This window comes from Acidiphilium multivorum AIU301, from assembly GCF_000202835.1.
GTDB lineage: Bacteria > Pseudomonadota > Alphaproteobacteria > Acetobacterales > Acetobacteraceae > Acidiphilium > Acidiphilium multivorum.
On record NC_015186.1, the window covers coordinates 1,944,288 to 1,960,318 of the forward strand.

Annotated in this window: 14 protein-coding genes; 9 read left to right on the forward strand and 5 right to left on the reverse strand. The window is 68.6% G+C overall.

All coding sequences use genetic code 11. The features are described 5' to 3' along the window. Positions 1-22 precede the first annotated feature (22 nt). Complete coding sequence (locus ACMV_RS08665; protein ID WP_013640150.1) at positions 23-772, forward strand: SDR family NAD(P)-dependent oxidoreductase; 750 nt, start codon at positions 23-25, stop codon at positions 770-772. A gap of 107 nt (positions 773-879) precedes the next feature. On the opposite strand, the gene hemW is transcribed toward ACMV_RS08665, so the two are convergent. Then, positions 880-2,028, reverse strand: coding sequence for a radical SAM family heme chaperone HemW (gene hemW / locus ACMV_RS08670; RefSeq protein WP_013640151.1), 1,149 nt, complete (start codon positions 2,026-2,028; stop codon positions 880-882). A gap of 201 nt (positions 2,029-2,229) precedes the next feature. On the opposite strand from hemW, the gene rpsB reads away from it, so the two are divergent. Next, entirely contained in the window at positions 2,230-3,000 is a 771-nt protein-coding gene (gene rpsB, locus ACMV_RS08675; protein WP_007422558.1) for a 30S ribosomal protein S2, read from the forward strand. A gap of 72 nt (positions 3,001-3,072) precedes the next feature. Then, positions 3,073-3,978 carry a translation elongation factor Ts gene (gene tsf / locus ACMV_RS08680; RefSeq protein ID WP_007422559.1) on the forward strand — a complete coding sequence of 302 codons (906 nt, stop codon included), beginning with the start codon at positions 3,073-3,075 and terminating at the stop codon, positions 3,976-3,978. Here tsf and ACMV_RS08685 read toward each other — a convergent pair. Further along, positions 3,905-4,534, reverse strand: coding sequence for a hypothetical protein (locus tag ACMV_RS08685; RefSeq protein ID WP_013640152.1), 630 nt, complete (start codon positions 4,532-4,534; stop codon positions 3,905-3,907). The two genes, tsf and ACMV_RS08685, sit on opposite strands and share 74 nt — an antisense overlap. 118 nt (positions 4,535-4,652) lie before the next feature. Then, entirely contained in the window at positions 4,653-6,437 is a 1,785-nt protein-coding gene (locus ACMV_RS08690) for a methyl-accepting chemotaxis protein (protein ID WP_041664809.1), read from the reverse strand. 193 nt (positions 6,438-6,630) lie between these two features. Here ACMV_RS08690 and ACMV_RS08695 point away from each other — a divergent pair, with 193 nt between their 5' ends. Then, a complete protein-coding gene (locus ACMV_RS08695) occupies positions 6,631-7,032 on the forward strand; it encodes a GFA family protein (protein ID WP_041664815.1) in 402 nt (133 codons plus the stop codon). Positions 7,033-7,256: 224 nt separating this feature from the next. After that, positions 7,257-8,996 carry a hypothetical protein gene (locus ACMV_RS08700; protein ID WP_013640155.1) on the forward strand — a complete coding sequence of 580 codons (1,740 nt, stop codon included), beginning with the start codon at positions 7,257-7,259 and terminating at the stop codon, positions 8,994-8,996. A gap of 91 nt (positions 8,997-9,087) precedes the next feature. On the opposite strand, the gene metH is transcribed toward ACMV_RS08700, so the two are convergent. Beyond that, positions 9,088-12,573, reverse strand: coding sequence for a methionine synthase (metH, locus tag ACMV_RS08705; RefSeq protein ID WP_041665276.1), 3,486 nt, complete (start codon positions 12,571-12,573; stop codon positions 9,088-9,090). 107 nt (positions 12,574-12,680) lie between these two features. Between metH and ACMV_RS08710 the strand changes: the two genes are divergently transcribed. Continuing rightward, positions 12,681-13,673: a DMT family transporter gene (locus tag ACMV_RS08710; protein WP_013640157.1), complete on the forward strand. Its 993-nt coding sequence runs from the start codon at positions 12,681-12,683 to the stop codon at positions 13,671-13,673. Here ACMV_RS08710 and ACMV_RS08715 read toward each other — a convergent pair. Then, a complete protein-coding gene (locus ACMV_RS08715) occupies positions 13,655-14,419 on the reverse strand; it encodes a sulfite exporter TauE/SafE family protein (RefSeq protein ID WP_013640158.1) in 765 nt (254 codons plus the stop codon). The genes ACMV_RS08710 and ACMV_RS08715 overlap by 19 nt on opposite strands. A gap of 213 nt (positions 14,420-14,632) precedes the next feature. Here ACMV_RS08715 and ACMV_RS08720 point away from each other — a divergent pair, with 213 nt between their 5' ends. From ACMV_RS08720 to ACMV_RS08730, 3 genes are all read left to right on the forward strand, one after another. Continuing rightward, positions 14,633-14,998 (forward strand): hypothetical protein, encoded by a 366-nt coding sequence (locus tag ACMV_RS08720; RefSeq protein WP_013640159.1) that lies wholly within the window; start codon positions 14,633-14,635, stop codon positions 14,996-14,998. A 156-nt stretch (positions 14,999-15,154) separates the two neighbouring features. Further along, entirely contained in the window at positions 15,155-15,472 is a 318-nt protein-coding gene (locus ACMV_RS08725) for a hypothetical protein (RefSeq protein ID WP_007423008.1), read from the forward strand. Further along, on the forward strand, positions 15,469-16,020 hold the full coding sequence (locus tag ACMV_RS08730; RefSeq protein ID WP_013640160.1) for a DUF6362 family protein: 552 nt from the start codon (positions 15,469-15,471) through the stop codon (positions 16,018-16,020). The genes ACMV_RS08725 and ACMV_RS08730 overlap by 4 nt, the downstream gene beginning before the upstream one ends. Positions 16,021-16,031: the final 11 nt, after the last annotated feature.

Below are 16,031 nucleotides of genomic sequence, written 5' to 3' on the forward strand. Positions count from 1 at the left end.
TCGCCCCGACCGGAGACAAGCCATGAGATTCGACAACAAGATCGCCATCGTCACCGGCGGGCTGTCCGGCATCGGCGCCGCCATCGCCGCCCGCCTCGCCGCCGAGGGCGCGAAGGTGATCGCCGCGGATATCGCGACCGACGCGGCAACGCTCGATGCCGCGCCCCCCATCGCCCCGCTGCGCGTGGACGTCGCCGATCCGGCGAGCGCCGCCGAACTCGTCGAGACCACCCGCGCCACCCATGGCCGGGTCGATATCCTGGTCCAGGCGGCCGGCATCGGCCATGACGTGCCGCTGCTGGAAACCACCCCCGAACTGTTCGACCGCATCATCGCGATCAACCTTCGCGGCACGTTCCTGGTCGCGCAGGCGGCGGCGCGGGCGATGGTCGCGCAGGGCGGCGGCGCGATCGTCAACATCGCCAGCGTGTCGGGCATGCGCGGCAATGTCGGCCGCACCGCCTACGGCGCCTCGAAGGGCGGCGTGGTGATCATGAGCCAGGTCATGGCGGTGGAACTCGCCACCGCCGGCGTGCGGGTGAACGTGATCGCCCCCGGCCCGGTGGACACGCCGCTGGTCGCGCGCATGCACGACGCCGAGATCCGCCGGATCTGGACCGACGCCGTGCCGATGCGCCGCTACGCGACGCCGGAGGAAATCGCCGGCGCCGCCGCCTTCCTCTGCTCGGAGGATGCCGGCTATGTCACCGGCCACGTGCTCGCGGTCGATGGCGGCTTCCTCGGCACCGGCGTGCAGCGCCGGCCGCAGTAGGCCTTGGAGCACTTTCCGATCCATCCGGATCGGATGTAGTACTCTATAATATTGATAATTAGAGCATCTTTATTCGATCAGATGACTCCATCTGATCGGATGATGCTCTAGCCGAGCAGCGCCGCCAGTAGCGAGTCGAGCCGCTTGCGGCCTTCATAGGTCGCGCTCACCCGCGCCGGCGTGACGTCGAGATAGCCCGCCTCGATCGCCTGCGCCGTCACATCGGGGTCGAGCATGTCCATGAGATCGCGCCCGGTCCGCGCCGCGTAGGCGTCCCTGTCGATCCCCTCGGCCAGCCGCAGCCCCATCAGCAGCGCCTCGCGGGCGCGCTCGTCCGCGCCGATCTCGATTTCCTCGGTGCTGCCATGCCCCGCCGCCTCGACCCGGGCGGCCCATTCCTCCGGCGCGCGGTGCCGCCGGGTCGCGAGCAGTGTCTCGCCCAGGCTGATCCGCCCATGCGCGCCGGCGCCGATGCCGGCATAGTCGCGGTAGCGCCAGTAGGCGAGGTTGTGGCGCGACTCCTCGCCCGGCTTCGCGTAGTTCGAAATCTCGTAGGGGCCGAGGCCGAAGCGCGCCGCCTCCTCGGCGGTGGCGTCGTAAAGTGCCGCGGCATCGTCATCCTCGGGGAGCGCGAAATCGCCGCGGGCATGGGCGGTGGCGAATCGCGTGCCGGGCTCGATGGTGAGCTGGTAGAGCGAGAGATGATCGAGTCCGACGGCGAGGGCGGCGCCGAGTTCGGCGCGCCAGGCGGCGAGCGTCTGGCCCGGCCGGGCATAGATCAGGTCGAAGGACAGGCGCGGGAAGATGGCCCGGCCGAGTTCCACCGCGGCCATCGCCTCGGCCGCGCCATGCTCGCGGCCGAGAAAGCGCAGCGCGTCGTCGTTCAGGCTCTGCACGCCGATCGAGACGCGGTTGACGCCGGCCTCGCGATAGGCGCGGAACCGCCCGGCCTCGATGCTGGTGGGGTTGGCTTCGAGCGTGATCTCGAGATCGGGCGCCGGCGCGAACAGGCGGCAGGACCGCGCGATCAGTGCCGAGACGCTTTCGGGCGCCATCAGGCTCGGCGTGCCGCCGCCGAAGAAGATCGAGGTCAGGCGGCGCGGACCGAGGCGGGCGGCCTCGAAGTCGAGTTCGGCGAGGAGTGCGGCGACGATCCGCCGCTCCGGGATCCGCTCGCGGACATGGGAGTTGAAGTCGCAATAGGGGCATTTGGCCTTGCAGAACGGCCAGTGGATATAAAGGGCGAGCGGCGTCATGCCCGGCGTCTAGCACGTCTTGCGCCGGAGGCCGATCTGGGCCATATCGCCCCGATCGGCACGCCTTCGGGCGAAGTTGCCGACAATTCGCACACGAAGCGCCTTATCCAGCGCGCTGGTTCCGGTGCCGCAAGGCTCGGCTTCGTGGAGGTTCAACCGGATGGCCGCCTGCCCGGCGGCCCCAGACAAGGATACCAGATCATGGCGATGCCAGACGTCTCCCTGCGCCAGCTGCTCGAAGCCGGCGTGCATTTCGGCCACAACACCCGCCGCTGGAACCCGCGCATGGCGCCGTTCCTGTTCGGCGTGCGCAACCAGGTCCACATCATCGACCTGCAGCAGACCGTGCCGATGCTCGAGCGCGCGCTGCGCGAGATCCGCAACGTCACCGCCGGCGGCGGGCGCGTGCTGTTCGTCGGCACCAAGCGGGCGGCGGCCGAGCATGTGGCCGATGCGGCGAAGCGCTGCGGCCAGTATTATGTCAATCACCGCTGGCTCGGCGGCATGCTGACCAACTGGAAGACCATCACCAACTCGATCCGCAAGCTGCGGCAGATGGAAGAGACGCTGGCCGGCGATGGCCAGGGCCTGACCAAGAAGGAAATGCTGAACCTCATGCGCGAGCGCGACAAGCTCGACCGCGCGCTGGGCGGCATCAAGGAAATGGGCGGCCTGCCGGACATCCTGTTCATCATCGACACGAACAAGGAGAAGCTCGCGGTCGAGGAAGCCAACAAGCTCGGCATTCCGGTCGTCGCGGTGCTCGACTCGAACTCGAACCCCGAGGGTGTCACCTATCCGATCCCCGGCAATGACGACGCGATCCGCGCGATCACGCTGTATTGCGACCTGGTCGCGAACGCGGTGCTCGACGGGATCAGCGCCGAGATGGCGGCTTCCGGCGCGGATATCGGCGCGCTGGAAGAACTGCCGGCCGAGGCGGTGGACGAGGACGCCGAAGCGCAGGCCTGAGCCGCACGCGGGACGAATTCCGGACCCGCCCCTGGCGGGTCCGGCCGTATTCATTTTCTGAGGAGAACTCCCATGGCCGATATCACCGGCGCGATGGTCAAGGATCTGCGTGAGAAGACCGGCGCGGGCATGATGGATTGCAAGAAGGCGCTGGTCGAGACCGACGGCGACATGGAAGCCGCGGTCGACTGGCTGCGCAAGAAGGGTCTTGCCGCGGCGGCGAAGAAGTCGGGGCGGACCGCGGCGGAAGGGCTGGTCGGTGTCGCCCATGAGGGCAACAGGGCGTCGATGGTCGAGGTGAATGCCGAGACCGACTTCGTGGCGCGGAACGAGGCGTTCCAGAATTTCGTCGAGACGGTGGCGAAGCTGGCGCTGACCGTGGGCGAGGATGTCGAGGCGCTGAAGGCGGCGGCCTTTCCGGGCAAGTCGCACAGCGTTGCGGACGAGCTGGTGAGCCTGGTGGCCACCGTCGGCGAGAACATGTCGATCCGGCGGGCCGCGGTGGTCGAGGTGAAGGACGGCGTTGCCGCGTCATACGTGCATGGCGCGCTGAAGCCGGGGCTCGGCAAGATCGGCGTGCTGGTGGCGCTGGAAGGCAAGGCCGACGAGGCGCTGAGCACGCTGGGGCGGCAGATCGGCATGCATGTCGCGGCGACGCGGCCGGATGCGCTGAGCATCGCCGATGTCGATCCGTCGGCGCTGGAGCGCGAGAAGGCGGTGCTGGCCGAGCAGGCGCGCGCCTCCGGCAAGCCGGAAGCGATCATCGAGAAGATGGTCGAGGGCCGGGTGAAGAAGTTCTACGAGGACGTGGTGCTGCTGGAGCAGACCTGGGTGCACGACGGCGAAAGCAAGGTGCAGAAGATCGTCCAGAGCGCCGGGGCGACCCTGACCCGTTTCGTGCGGTTCACCCTCGGCGAGGGGATCGAGAAGGAAGCCACCGACTTCGCGGCGGAGGTCGCGGCGGCGGCGGGCGGCTGATATTTTGCTCCGCTCCGCCGCGCGGTGACGCGGGGCGGGCGAAAAAGCCTGGAGACGGCGGCGCGGGGTTCGCGCCGCCGTTTTCGTTTTTGGGCGGTGCGGGTTCGGCCGCCGGCGGTCGGGGCCTCGGGCGGCGCGGGCGGCGGAGCGCCGGCGGCAACGGAATGCCGAGCGTGTGGCAGAGCGGGCGCAGGGCGCGGCCGGTGGCCGGGCGGGATTCGATGGCCGCCTGCATGTCGGGTTCGGCGAGGAGCGCGCGGAGCTGGGCGCGGGCGGCGGCCGCGCCGGGGATGAGGTTGAGCAGCCAGGCGTAGCGGCGCGGCAGGGTTTTACGCGCGCGGGGGCGGGGCGTGGACGGCGCGAGGCGGCGCGGGCGCGGGCGGGATGCGAGATGGGCGGCGAAGCGGGCCACGAAAAACCGCAGGCGGGCGCAGACGAGGATGATGAACGGCCCGGCGAGGCCGCGGGCGAGGCCCTCGGCCGCGACGACGCAATACAACCCGTCAAGGATGCGGGCGAGACGCTCGGCCGGGGTTGCGGGGCTGCACGCGGTCATGGACCAGTATGGACCATGAAGGCCGGGGGGTGGGCAAGCGGGCTTTTGCTCCGCTCCGCCTTGCTCCCCCCTGCCCTGCCCCGCCCGGCCCCGGCCGGGCGGGATCGGGCCTGTCGGGTCAGGCGGGTTCGGCGACGCGGCGCGCGCGGCGCGGCGGGGTGCGGGCCGGGGCGATGGGGGCGGATGCTGTCGGTGCGGCGTGGGCGGATGCCGTGTGGGCGGTTGCGGCGGGTGCCGCGTAGGCGGGTGCGGCGTGGGCGGTGCGGAAGCCGGAGACGCGGCCGGCGAGGCGGCTGATTTCCTCGCGCAGGGAGTGGGTGGCGGCGGAGGTCTGTTCGACCATGGCGGCGTTCTGCTGGACGGCCTGGTTCATCTGGCCGGTGGCGGCGTTGATTTCGGCGAGGCTGCCGGCCTGTTCGGCGGCGGCGGTGGCGATTTCGCCGACGAGGCCGTGCAGGTCGGTGACGTGGCCGAGGATGGTATCCAGCGCCGTGCCGGTTTCGCCGACGAGGCGGACGCCGTTGCCGACCTGTTCGGAGGAGCGGGCGATGAGCAGCTTGATGGATTTGGCGGCATCGGCGGAGCGGTGCGCGAGGGCGCGGACCTCGGAGGCGACGACGGCGAAGCCGCGCCCGGCATCGCCGGCGCGGGCGGCCTCGACCCCGGCGTTGAGGGCGAGGAGGTTGGTCTGGAAGGCCATTTCGTCGATCAGGCCGATGATCTGGTCGATTTCGCGGGCGGAGGTTTCGATGCGGTTCATGGCGACCACGGCCTCGCCGACGATGGCGTGGGACTTGCGGGCGGCGTTGTTGGTGGCGTCGACGGCGCTGGCGGCCTTGGAGGCGTTGTCGGCGGTGCGGCGGATGCCGGTGGTGACGCTGTCGAGCACGGAGGAGGTTTCCTCCAGGGTGGAGGCCTGCTGTTCGGTGCGGCGGGCGAGATCCTCGGCGGCTTCGGCGATTTCGGCGACGCCGAGATTGATTTCGTCGGTGCTCTGGCGGACGCCGTTGACGCTTTCGGCGAGGCGGCTGGCGGCGGTGTTGAAGTCGATGCGGAGCTTGTCGAGCGAGGGGATCAGCTGGCGGTCGACGGAGGCGGTGAGATCGCCTTCGGAGACGCGTTCGAGGGCGTCGCCGACGACGTTCACCTCGGCCATGCGTTCGGTGAGGTCGACCGCGAACTTGACGACCTTCGTGACCTTGCCCTCGGCGTCGTAGACCGGGTTGTAGGTGGCCTGGAGCCAGACGTGGCGGCCGCCCTTGGCGACGCGCTCGAACTCGGCGGAGAGAAATTCGCCCTGGCGCAGGCGTTCCCAGAAGGCCTGGTATTCGCGGCTGGCGGCGTAGCCATCGATCGCGAAGAGGCTGTGCTGGCGGCCCACGACCTCGTCGCGCGCGTAGCCCATGAGGTGGAGGAAATTGTCGTTGGCTTCGAGGATGGTGCCGTCGAGCGCGAACTTGATGACGGCCTGGGAGCGCTCGATGGCGTTGAGGATGCTTTCGTTTTCGGCGGCGGCCCGTTTCTCGGCGGTGATGTCGAGGGCGACCTTCACCACCTTGGCGACCTTGCCGGCGCGGTTGCGGACGGGGACATAGGAGGCGCGGAGCCAGACATCGCCGCCGGACTTGGCGATGCGGCGGAACTCGCCGGAGCAGAAGGCGCCGCCGCGCAGGCGCTGCCAGAACTCGCCGTAGGCGGCGGCATCGCGTTCCTCGGCGGAGAGAAAGATGCGGTGATGGCGGCCGGCGATTTCGCCGATGCGGTAGCCCACCAACTGAAGAAAATTGTCGTTGGCATCAGTAATCGTGCCGTCGGGGGCAAAGCTGATGATGCCGAAGGAGTCCCCAAGTGCGTCGAATGTTCGAGAATTATCTAAAATTTGACGCATATTGCCAATCGTCATGTATCGGACTCCGTGTTGACTTGGTCTGTTCTTGTTTGTTGCGGGTCTATGCCGGTTTTCTTAACAGGTTCTTGCGCCAGTCCGTGTTTTTTCGCCGCCTGCCATACGGCGCGGGCATGGTGGCGCGATTCCGCTTCGGGTCGGGCGGCGGGCGGGTTAGGGTTGCGGGGTGACGACGCCGGAGGGTGGTTCGATGGAGGCAATGGAGATTGCGGGCGGGTGCCATTGCGGGGCGGTGCGGTATGTGATCGGCGGGCGGCCCCGGCGGCATTCGCTGTGTTTCTGCGCCGATTGCCGGCGCTGCGCGGGGGCGCCGGTGGTGGGCTGGGCGGTGGTGGACGAGGGTATGCTCCGGGTCAGCGGCGAGGTCGCGGTCTATCGCTCCTCCGGCGACGTGGAGCGCTCGTTCTGCCCGAGATGCGGCGCGGGACTGTTCTACCGGAGCCAAAAGCTGTTTCCGGGGAGCGTGGACGTGCAGACGGGCACGTTCGACGACCCCGAGATTTTGCCCCCGACCGAGGCGATCCAGCTGGCGGAAGCACCGTCATGGATGGCAGGGATTGGGGATTTGCCGAAGCATTGGCGGTGGCCGTAAACGGCGATCCCGAGGGCCCGAACGCCGACTGAACCCTGCTGGCCGGCTGCCCGAGGATGGACGCGGGTCCGGAGCGTGCGATCGGCGCGAGGGGCGGTGCCGGTCCCGAGGGCTAAGCGGGCGACCATACGGCGCGGGCATGGTGGCGCGATTCCGCTTCGGGGCTTTATTTCGATTTCGTTTGGGTGCGATAGTCGGAGCCGGTTGTTAACGGGTGGGCCAAGATGACGAATGCTCGGGGCGCGAAGCGGCCGAAAGGACGCACGCTGGCGGAGTTTGGGAAACTCAGCACGGCAGAGCGAAAATTGCTGGCCTGCGCGGCGGCGGGAGAGATCGCGGTTTTCGGCAATGTGAGGCCGGAGAGCGCCAACGACGCCAACAAGGTACGCGGCGAATTCATCCGGTTTCTGGCTCTGGGCGGGGACGAGGATGCGCCTGTTCACGAGAAAGGCGTCCAGCTTCAGGGCGCGTGGATCGAGGGCGCGTTTGATCTGTGGGGCGTCGAAAGCAAAGGTGGCCTTTATCTGGTGAACTCTACATTTGAGGCAGAGCCGGCCTTCCAAGACGCACGGATTACCGGTGCACTCATTTTGAACGGTAGCGAGATGCCGGGTTTACGAGGCGATCGTCTAACCTGCGACAGCTCACTGTTTTTGAGAAACAAGTTCGTCTCAACAGATGAGGTTCGGTTGCTCGGAGCCAAAATCGGCAGCAATTTCGATTGTTCTGACGGCTTGTTCGATAAAAAGGGCAAAGATGCCCTCATCGCCGACGGGATCGTTGTCGCGGGCGCTGTTTTCCTGACTGGTACGTTCAAAGCGACTGGCCATGTGCGGTTCGTCGGGGCCAAGATTGACAGCAATTTCGATTGTTCCGGTGGTACTTTCGAAAATGAGGATCAAACGGCCCTCAACGCCGACCGCATCAATGTCGGCGGAACCGTGTTCATGCACAAATGGTTCAGTCCGACCGGCGACGCCAAAAATTTTAAAGCGACCGGCGAAGTGCGGCTGCTCGCTGCAAGAATCGGAGGGGATCTCGTTTTCCGCGAAGGATGGTTTCAGGGTAAGCAAGCTGCCATCAACATAGAGGGCGCCCACGTCGATGGCGCACTGTTTATCGACAGCCTCACGATTCAGACGGGGGCAATCGATCTGACCGGCGCGAAGGTATCCAGACTCATTGACGATCAAAACTCGTGGAAAAAGGGCGTCATCCTCGACGGCTTTGTTTACGGTGCGCTCGGAGGGAAAGCGCCGACTGACGCAAAGATGCGAATTGGCTGGCTCGACAAGCAATCCGAGGCCCATAGTGGCAAAGATGGCAAAGGAGCGGAATTCCGGCCGCAGCCTTGGCAGCAGCTTCGCAAGGTGCTGCGGGAGATGGGGCATTACGAGGCGGCGCGGGAGGTCGGGATTGCATTCGAGCGGCGCAAGCGGGAGTGCGGGCTGATCGGGCGGGTGCCCGAGATTTCGGTGGGTCAGGCGCTGCGTGCGGTCGGCGGTTCAGTTTATGGAAAGACGGCGCGGCTGCTGCATATCGGGTATGGCGCGCTGGTCGGGTATGGATACCGGCCGCTCAGGCTGCTGATGATTGCCACAGTTGTCTGGCTTGTCTTTGGTGGTGGCTATTTCGCCGCGGCGCGATGGGATGGCGCGTTCGTGCCGTCCACACAGGCATTGTTCTCACGGTTTGGCGGAATGTGCGGGTTGCCGGCGCATGTTCGGTGGACGGATTGCAAGGCAATAAGGCTTGAGTATCCGCAGTTCTATCCGCTGGCCTATTCGCTGAACGTGCTTCTTCCGGTGGGCAATCTCGGGCAGGAGGGGACGTGGCGGCCGGAGACGGGGACTTGGGGCGGGCGGATTGCGCAGTTCGCGGTGTGGTTCGAGACGCTGTTCGGCTGGATGGCCGGCCTGATTCTCGTCGCCGTGGTGTCTGGACTGGCCAAGCGCGACGAGTAATCCGCACGTCAAAAGGAGCAAAAGTTTTTGCTTCTTTTTTCAAAAAGAAGTTCTTTCGCTCCCCTTCCCTTTCAAGACGCGTCCCCTCCCCTCACACGGAAAAATACTTCGCGTGGGGGTTGAGGACAACGATGGCGCTGGTGGATTGTTCGGGGTGGAGCTGGTGTTCGTCCGAGAGCGACACGCCGATGCGTTCGGCGTCGAGGAGGCGGAGGAGAAGACTCTGGTCCTCGAGGTTCGGGCAGGCGGGGTAGCCGAAGGAGTAGCGTGAGCCGCGGTAGGACTGGGCGAGCATTTTTTCCATGTCGCGGTCGTCCTCGGCGGCGAAGCCGAGTTCGGCGCGGATGCGTTTGTGGGTGTATTCGGCCATGGCCTCGGCCATTTCGACGGAGAGGCCGTGGAGGTAGAGGTAGTCCTGGTAGCGGCTTTCCTCGAACCAGGCGCGGGCGGTTTCGGAGGCTTTTGCTCCCATGGTGACGACTTGCAGGCCGATGACGTCGCGTTCGGCGTCGTCCACGTCGCGGAAGAAGTCGGCGATGCATTCGCCGTCGTCGCGCGGCTGGCGCGGGAGGGTGAAGCGGGCGAGTTCGGTGGCGCCGTCCTCGGCGAAGAGGATGAGGTCGTTGCCCTGGCCGGCGGCTTTCCAGTAGCCGTAGATGGCCTGGGGCTTGAGGATGGAGTCGGCGGCGCAGAGGTCGAGCATGCGCTTCATGACGGGGCGGAGTTCCTGGCGGGCCCAGCCCATGAAGTCTTCCAATGACTTGCCCTGCTTGCGGAAGCCCCACTGGAACTGGAAGAGGGAGCGTTCGTTGATGTAGGGGACGAGGGCTTTCTGCGGGGCCTCGATGATCCTTGCGCCCCAGAAGGGCGGGGTGGGCACCGGGGTTTCGCGGGTGAGGCGGCGGCGGCGGGCCTGGGCGGCGGAGATGTCGACCGGCGCGAAGCCGCGGGCGTCGGCCTGGCCGAGGGTGCGCTTGGTGTTGCGGGCCTTGCCGCGGCGCTTGGACTGGAGGGCGGCGAGGTAATCGTCGAAGCCGTTGCCGGTGACGCGGTCCATCAGATGGAGGCCGTCGAAGGCGTCGCGCGCGTAGGCGACGCGGCCGGAGGCGTAGGCGGCGACGCAGTCTTCCTCGACATAGTTGCGGGTGAGGGCGGCGCCGCCGAGGAGGACGGGAATGTCGAGACCCTGGCGGGACATTTCCTCGAGGTTTTCGCGCATGACGACGGTGGATTTGACGAGGAGGCCGGACATGCCGATGGCGTGGGCGCGGTGTTCCTTCGCGGCGGCGACCATGTCGGCCAGGGGGACCTTGATGCCGAGATTGACGACGCGGTAGCCGTTGTTGGTGAGGATGATGTCGACGAGGTTCTTGCCGATGTCGTGCACGTCGCCCTTCACGGTGGCGAGGACGATGGTGCCTTTCTGCTGGCCCTCGACGCGCTCCATGTAGGGTTCGAGGTAGGCGACGGCGGCCTTCATGGTTTCGGCGGATTGCAGGACGAAGGGGAGCTGCATCTTGCCGGCGCCGAAGAGCTCGCCCACGGTTTTCATGCCGTCGAGCAGGAGGTTGTTGATGATGTCGAGCGGGGCGTGGGATTTCATCGCCTCGTCGAGATCGTCGGCGAGGCCCTTGCGGTCGCCATCGACGATGCGGTCGCGCAGGCGGCCCTCGACGGTGTCGGCCTTGACCTTCTTCACCGCGTCGGCGGCCTTGCGGTCGGCGAACATTTCGAGGACGCGCTGGAGGGGGTCGTAGTCCTCGCGGCGGCGGTCGAAGATGAGGTCTTCCATGACCCGCACTTCCTCGGGCGGGATGAGGTGCAGGGGGCGGATCTTGGAGACGTGGACGATGGCGCCGGTCATGCCGGCCTTCACCGCGTGGTCGAGGAAGACGGAGTTCAGCACCGCGCGGGCGGCGGGGTTGAGGCCGAAGGAGATGTTGGACAGGCCGAGGATGATCTGGATGTCGGGGAAGGCATCGCGGATCAGCCTGATGCCTTCGAGGGTCCAGAGGCCGAGCTTGCGGTCGTCCTCGTTGCCGGTGGCGATGGTGAAGGTGAGCGGGTCGATCAGCAGGTCGGATTGCGGGAGGCCGTGCTTGCGGCAGGCGAAATCGACCAGGCGGGTGGCGATTTCGAGCTTCTGCGCCGGCTCCTTGGCCATGCCGGTCTCGTCGATGGTGAGGGCGATGACGGCGGCGCCGAACTTGCGGGCGAGGAGCATGCGCTCCTCGGCGATGTGCTCGCCATCCTCGAAGTTGATCGAGTTGATGATGGGCTTGCCGCCGTGGAGCTTGAGGGCGGCCTCGATGACGGGGGTTTCGGTGGAGTCGATCACCAGCGGGGCGTTCACCGACGAGGTGAAGCGGGTGATGATTTCGGACATTTCGCCGAGTTCGTCGCGGCCGACGAAGGCGGTGCAGATGTCGAGCGCGTTGGAGGCCTCGGCGACCTGTTCGCGGCCCATGGCGATGCAGCCGTCCCAGTCGTGCCGCTCCTGCAGCTCGCGCCATTTCTTCGAGCCGTTGGCGTTGCAGCGCTCGCCGATGGAGAAATAGGCGTTCTCCTGGCGCAGCGGGGTGGAGCCGTAGAGGCTGGCGACGGAGGGGATCCAGACCGGCTTGCGCGGGACGGGCGCGGGGCGGACTTCGCCGAGGCGGCGGAGCATGGCGTCGAGGGCGGCGATATGCGGGGTGGAGGTGCCGCAGCAGCCGCCGATGAGGTTGATGCCGTCCTCGCGGATGAAGCGTTCGAGCCAGGTGGCGAGTTCGTCCGGCGTGAGCGGGTAATGGGTCTTGCCATCGACCAGCTCGGGCAGGCCGGCATTGGGCTGCACGGAGATGAGGCCGGGCCAGTTCTGCGCGAGGTAGCGCACGTGTTCGGCCATTTCCTGCGGGCCGGTGGCGCAGTTCAGGCCGATCAGCGGCACGTCGAGCGCCTGGATCACGGTGGCGGCGGCGGCGATGTCCGGCCCGACGAGCAGGGTGCCGGTGGTCTCGACGGTGACCTGGACGAAGATCGGCGTGTCGCGTTTCTGCTCGGCGCGGGCGATCCTGGCGCCGTTGACGGCGGCCTTGATCTGCAGCGTGTCCTGGCAGGTTTCGATCAGGATGGCGTCGACCCCGCCCTCGATCAGGCCGCGGCACTGCTCGGCGAGGCCGGCTTCCAGCGGGTCGTATTCGATGTTGCCGAGGGTGGGCAGCTTGGTGCCGGGGCCGACGCTGCCGATCACGTAGCGGTCGCGCCCGTCGGCGAAGGTTTCGGCGGCCTCGCGGGCGAGTTCGGCGGCGATGCGGTTGATCTCGCGGGCGCGGTCGCCGAGCTCGAACTCGGCGAGGGTGATGGGCGAGCCGCCGAAGCTGTTGGTCTCCACCATGTCGGCGCCGGCTTCGTAGTAGCCGCGATGGATCTCGCGCACGAGGTCGGGGCGGGAGAGGTTCAATACCTCGGTGCAGTTTTCCTTGCCCCAGAAATCGCGCTCGGTATCGAGGGTGAGGGCCTGGACGCGCGATCCCATGCCGCCGTCGCAGAGGAGGACGCGGTGGCGGAGGGCTTCGAGGAGGGAGGGTCTGCTCATGGTGGTGGGAATATAGGATGCGCGCCACATTTCCAATGCGGGGCGACGGCGGGCTGCATTGATCGGGGCGGGCCGGGGCGTATACCGGCGGCGGCGGAGGGATATGAATGACGGTGGGTGGCGATGAGGGGGCGCGCTTGCGCGACGACGGCAGCGCGCATGACGGGCGGTTCGCGACCGGGGTGGCGGCGGTGCTGTTCGCCTCGCTGGTCTGGGGCACGACCGGCACGGCGGCGACGTTCGCGCCCGCGGTCGGGCCGCTGGCGATCGGCGCCGCGGCGATGGGGATCGGCGGGCTGTTGCAGGCGCTGCTCGCCGCCCCCCGCATCCTGCGCGACCTGCCGGCGCTGGCGCGGCATGGCGGGCTGCTGGCGGCGGGCGGTGTCGCGGTCGCGCTCTACCCCCTCGCCTTCTACAGTTCGATGCGGCTTTCGGGTGTGGCGGTGGGAACGGTGGTGACGCTCGGCTCGGCGCCGATCTTCTCGGCGCTGATCGAGCGCGTGCTCGCCGGCACCCGGCTGAGCGGGCGCTGGGTCGCCGGGGCGCTGCCGGGGATTGCCGGCATGGCGCTGCTCGCCTTTTCGGAACCGGGGGCGGCCGCGGGCGATGGAAGCGTCCTCGGGATCGGGCTCGGCCTCGTCGGCGGGCTCACCTATGCGCTCTACGCCTGGACCGCGCGGGGGATGATGCTGCGCGGCATCCGCTCGGCGGTGGCGATGGGGGCGACGTTCGGGATCGGCGGCGCGCTGCTGATGCCGGTGCTGGCGGCGACCGGCGGCGCCTTTCTCGACTCCTGGGGCAATGCGGCGGTGGGGATCTACATGGCGGGGGTGCCGATGTTTCTCGGCTATCTCTGCTTCGGCGTCGGGCTCGCGCGGATTCCGGTGAGTGTGGCGACGACGATCACGCTGGTCGAGCCGGTGGTGGCGGCGGTGCTGGCGGTGCTCGTCGTCGGCGAGCGGCTGAAGCCGGCGGGATGGGCGGGGGCGGCGCTGGTGATCGCCGGGCTGGTGGTGACGGCCGCGCCGGGCCGGCGCGGCGGTGGGGCGGTCGCCGATCCGCCCGGAGCGGATGCGGTGCCCTACCCGATCGACAGGTAGAGCCGCAGCGCCGAGGCCAGGCCGGCGAGGCCGGCGAGGCCGACGACCGCGGTGATGACATGCCCGAACACGGAAGGCGGGATGCGGCACACGGCGCGGATGCCGGCGAAGGTGCCGAGGGCGGCGGCCGGGGCGAGCCAGAGGCCGGAGAGCAGCCAGTGCGGGCGGGCGATGCCGCCGGCGAGGGCGACGGCGATCGCGAGGACGTAGCTCAGCAGATTGAACATCACGAGGATGGCGCGGCTGTCGGCGACGGCGCGGCCCTGCCAGGCGACGACCATGGCCGGGACCGGCCCGCCCATGCTGGTGCAGCCGTTCAGCAGGCCGCCGAGCAGGGCGCCGACGGCGAGCGGGCCGCCGCCGCCGCCGAGCCGGACCCGCACGCGGGCGAGGCGGAGGATGGTGACGCCGACCGCAAGCCCGGCAATGACGAATTTCAGCGCCGGGCGGGCGACCAGGCCGAGCAGCGCGATGCCCGCCGGCGTGCCGAGCGCGGTGCCGAGAAGGACGGGCAGCGCGCGGTCCCGGGTGATGGCGTGGCGGAGTTCGGCGATCACGCCGAGGCTCATCAGCGTGCCGAGCACGAGGGCGGCGAACACGACATGGCGCGGATCGTCGGAGATCAGCGAGAGCAGCGGCGTGAAGACGACGGCGAAGCCGAAACCGGCGAAGCCCTTGACGAAGCCGGCGGCGAAGGCGGCGAGGGCGGCGGCGGCGAGCAGGGGCGGCGCGAGCGGGACCAGCACCGGTCAGATCCGGCCGGACGGGAAGACGGGCGGGCGGGCGATGAGGCGAACTCCTGCGGACAACACGGCAGCGGCAACGTATCGTCCGGCCCGTGTTGCTGGCAAGGCGGCCGGGCTTGCGGCGGCGGCGGCCGATTGCCACGTCGCGCCATGGTGGGATTTCGCGGGGCGGGGATTTCGCGGCGCCGGCCGGAGCAAGAAGAAGGAGCAAAAATGCGGATCGGAATCAGGTTTGGCGGGGCGGTGGCGCCGGGGGATGCGGTGCTGGTGCAGGAGGGGTTCGCGCCGCCTTCCGGCGCGCGGGTCGTGGGCGGGTTCCGGGCGGAGGAGGTGCGGCGGTTCGGGCATGGGATCGGGTGTTCGTGCTGCGTGCCGCGCGGCGCGGTGGCGGCGGCGCTGACGCGGCTGTTTCTCGACCGGGCGCGGGGCACCGAGGACGGGTCCGGCGATGTGGTGATTGTCGGCGATACTAACGGCGAGGCGGCGGTGCGGGCGGCGGTCGCGGGCGATGTGCTGCTGCGGGCGCGATTTTTTTTCGCTCCTGCCGCGGGCGGAGCCGCGGCGCGGGACGGCGGATAACTTCAATTCTTTCAGATGATTGACTGATCGATCGGCTTGGTGACGCTGGCGGTCCGCCGACAGGCCCGGTTGCGGCCGCGCGATTCGCGTTGTTAGTTTTATTGACATCTCTAACCGGCTGAACTAACAATCCGCTCATCAACGAGGAGATGAGCGATGCCCGAACGCCGCATCTGGACCGACGCCGCCGACGAGACGATCCGCCGCATGCGGGTGGACGGGGCGACCTGGGCGGCGATTGCCGCCGTGCTCGGCCTGTCGCGCAACACGATCATCGAGCGCGGGCGGCGGCTCTGCGCCGCCGGCGGGCCGAGCCAGGCGGCGCGGCCGAAGCCGCCGCCGGAGGACGATCCGAACCGCCCGCCGCTGCCGGCCGGGCATCCGCGCTCCTGGGGGCTGCTGACGCGCGGGACGATTCTGGAGGGCACGGCGTTCGTCCCCCTCGCCGCCCCCGGGCGGGAGGATGAGCGATGAGCGCGGTGCGGGCGCGCCGGGCGGGCGAGGTGCTCGGCTCGGGGATCGGCGCCGCGGGGGTGGAGCGGCGGGTGGAGATTGCCCCCTGCCCGGCGGTGAGCGGGGCGGCGGACCCGATCGGCGCGATCGCATCAAGGCTGGAGGCGGCGGGGTCGTGCCTGCTGGCGCTGCCGGAGCGGGGCTATTCGCCGCACCTCAGGATCACCCGCTACGAGGTGGTGCGCAGCGCGCTCGACGCCTATGGCTGGGAGGCCTCGCGCATCCGCCCGCCGCACCCCTCGGGTGCGGAGATCGACCGCATGGACGAGGCGCTCGGCTGGCTCGCCGCGATCCCCGAGGAGCGGTTCGTGCTGCGGCGGATTCTCGGCGCGCGGGCGCTGACCCATCCGCTGACCGGGCGGCACCTGTTTCCCTGGCGCAGGCTCGGCGGCGTGCTGGGGGCGGACCACAAATCGGTCCAGCGCTGGCATCGCGAGGGGCTCGGCATCGTGCTCGCGGCCCTGGTGGCGGCGGAGCGCAAACTTGCCGAAAGCCGCGCATCGCGTTAAGCCGCCGCATC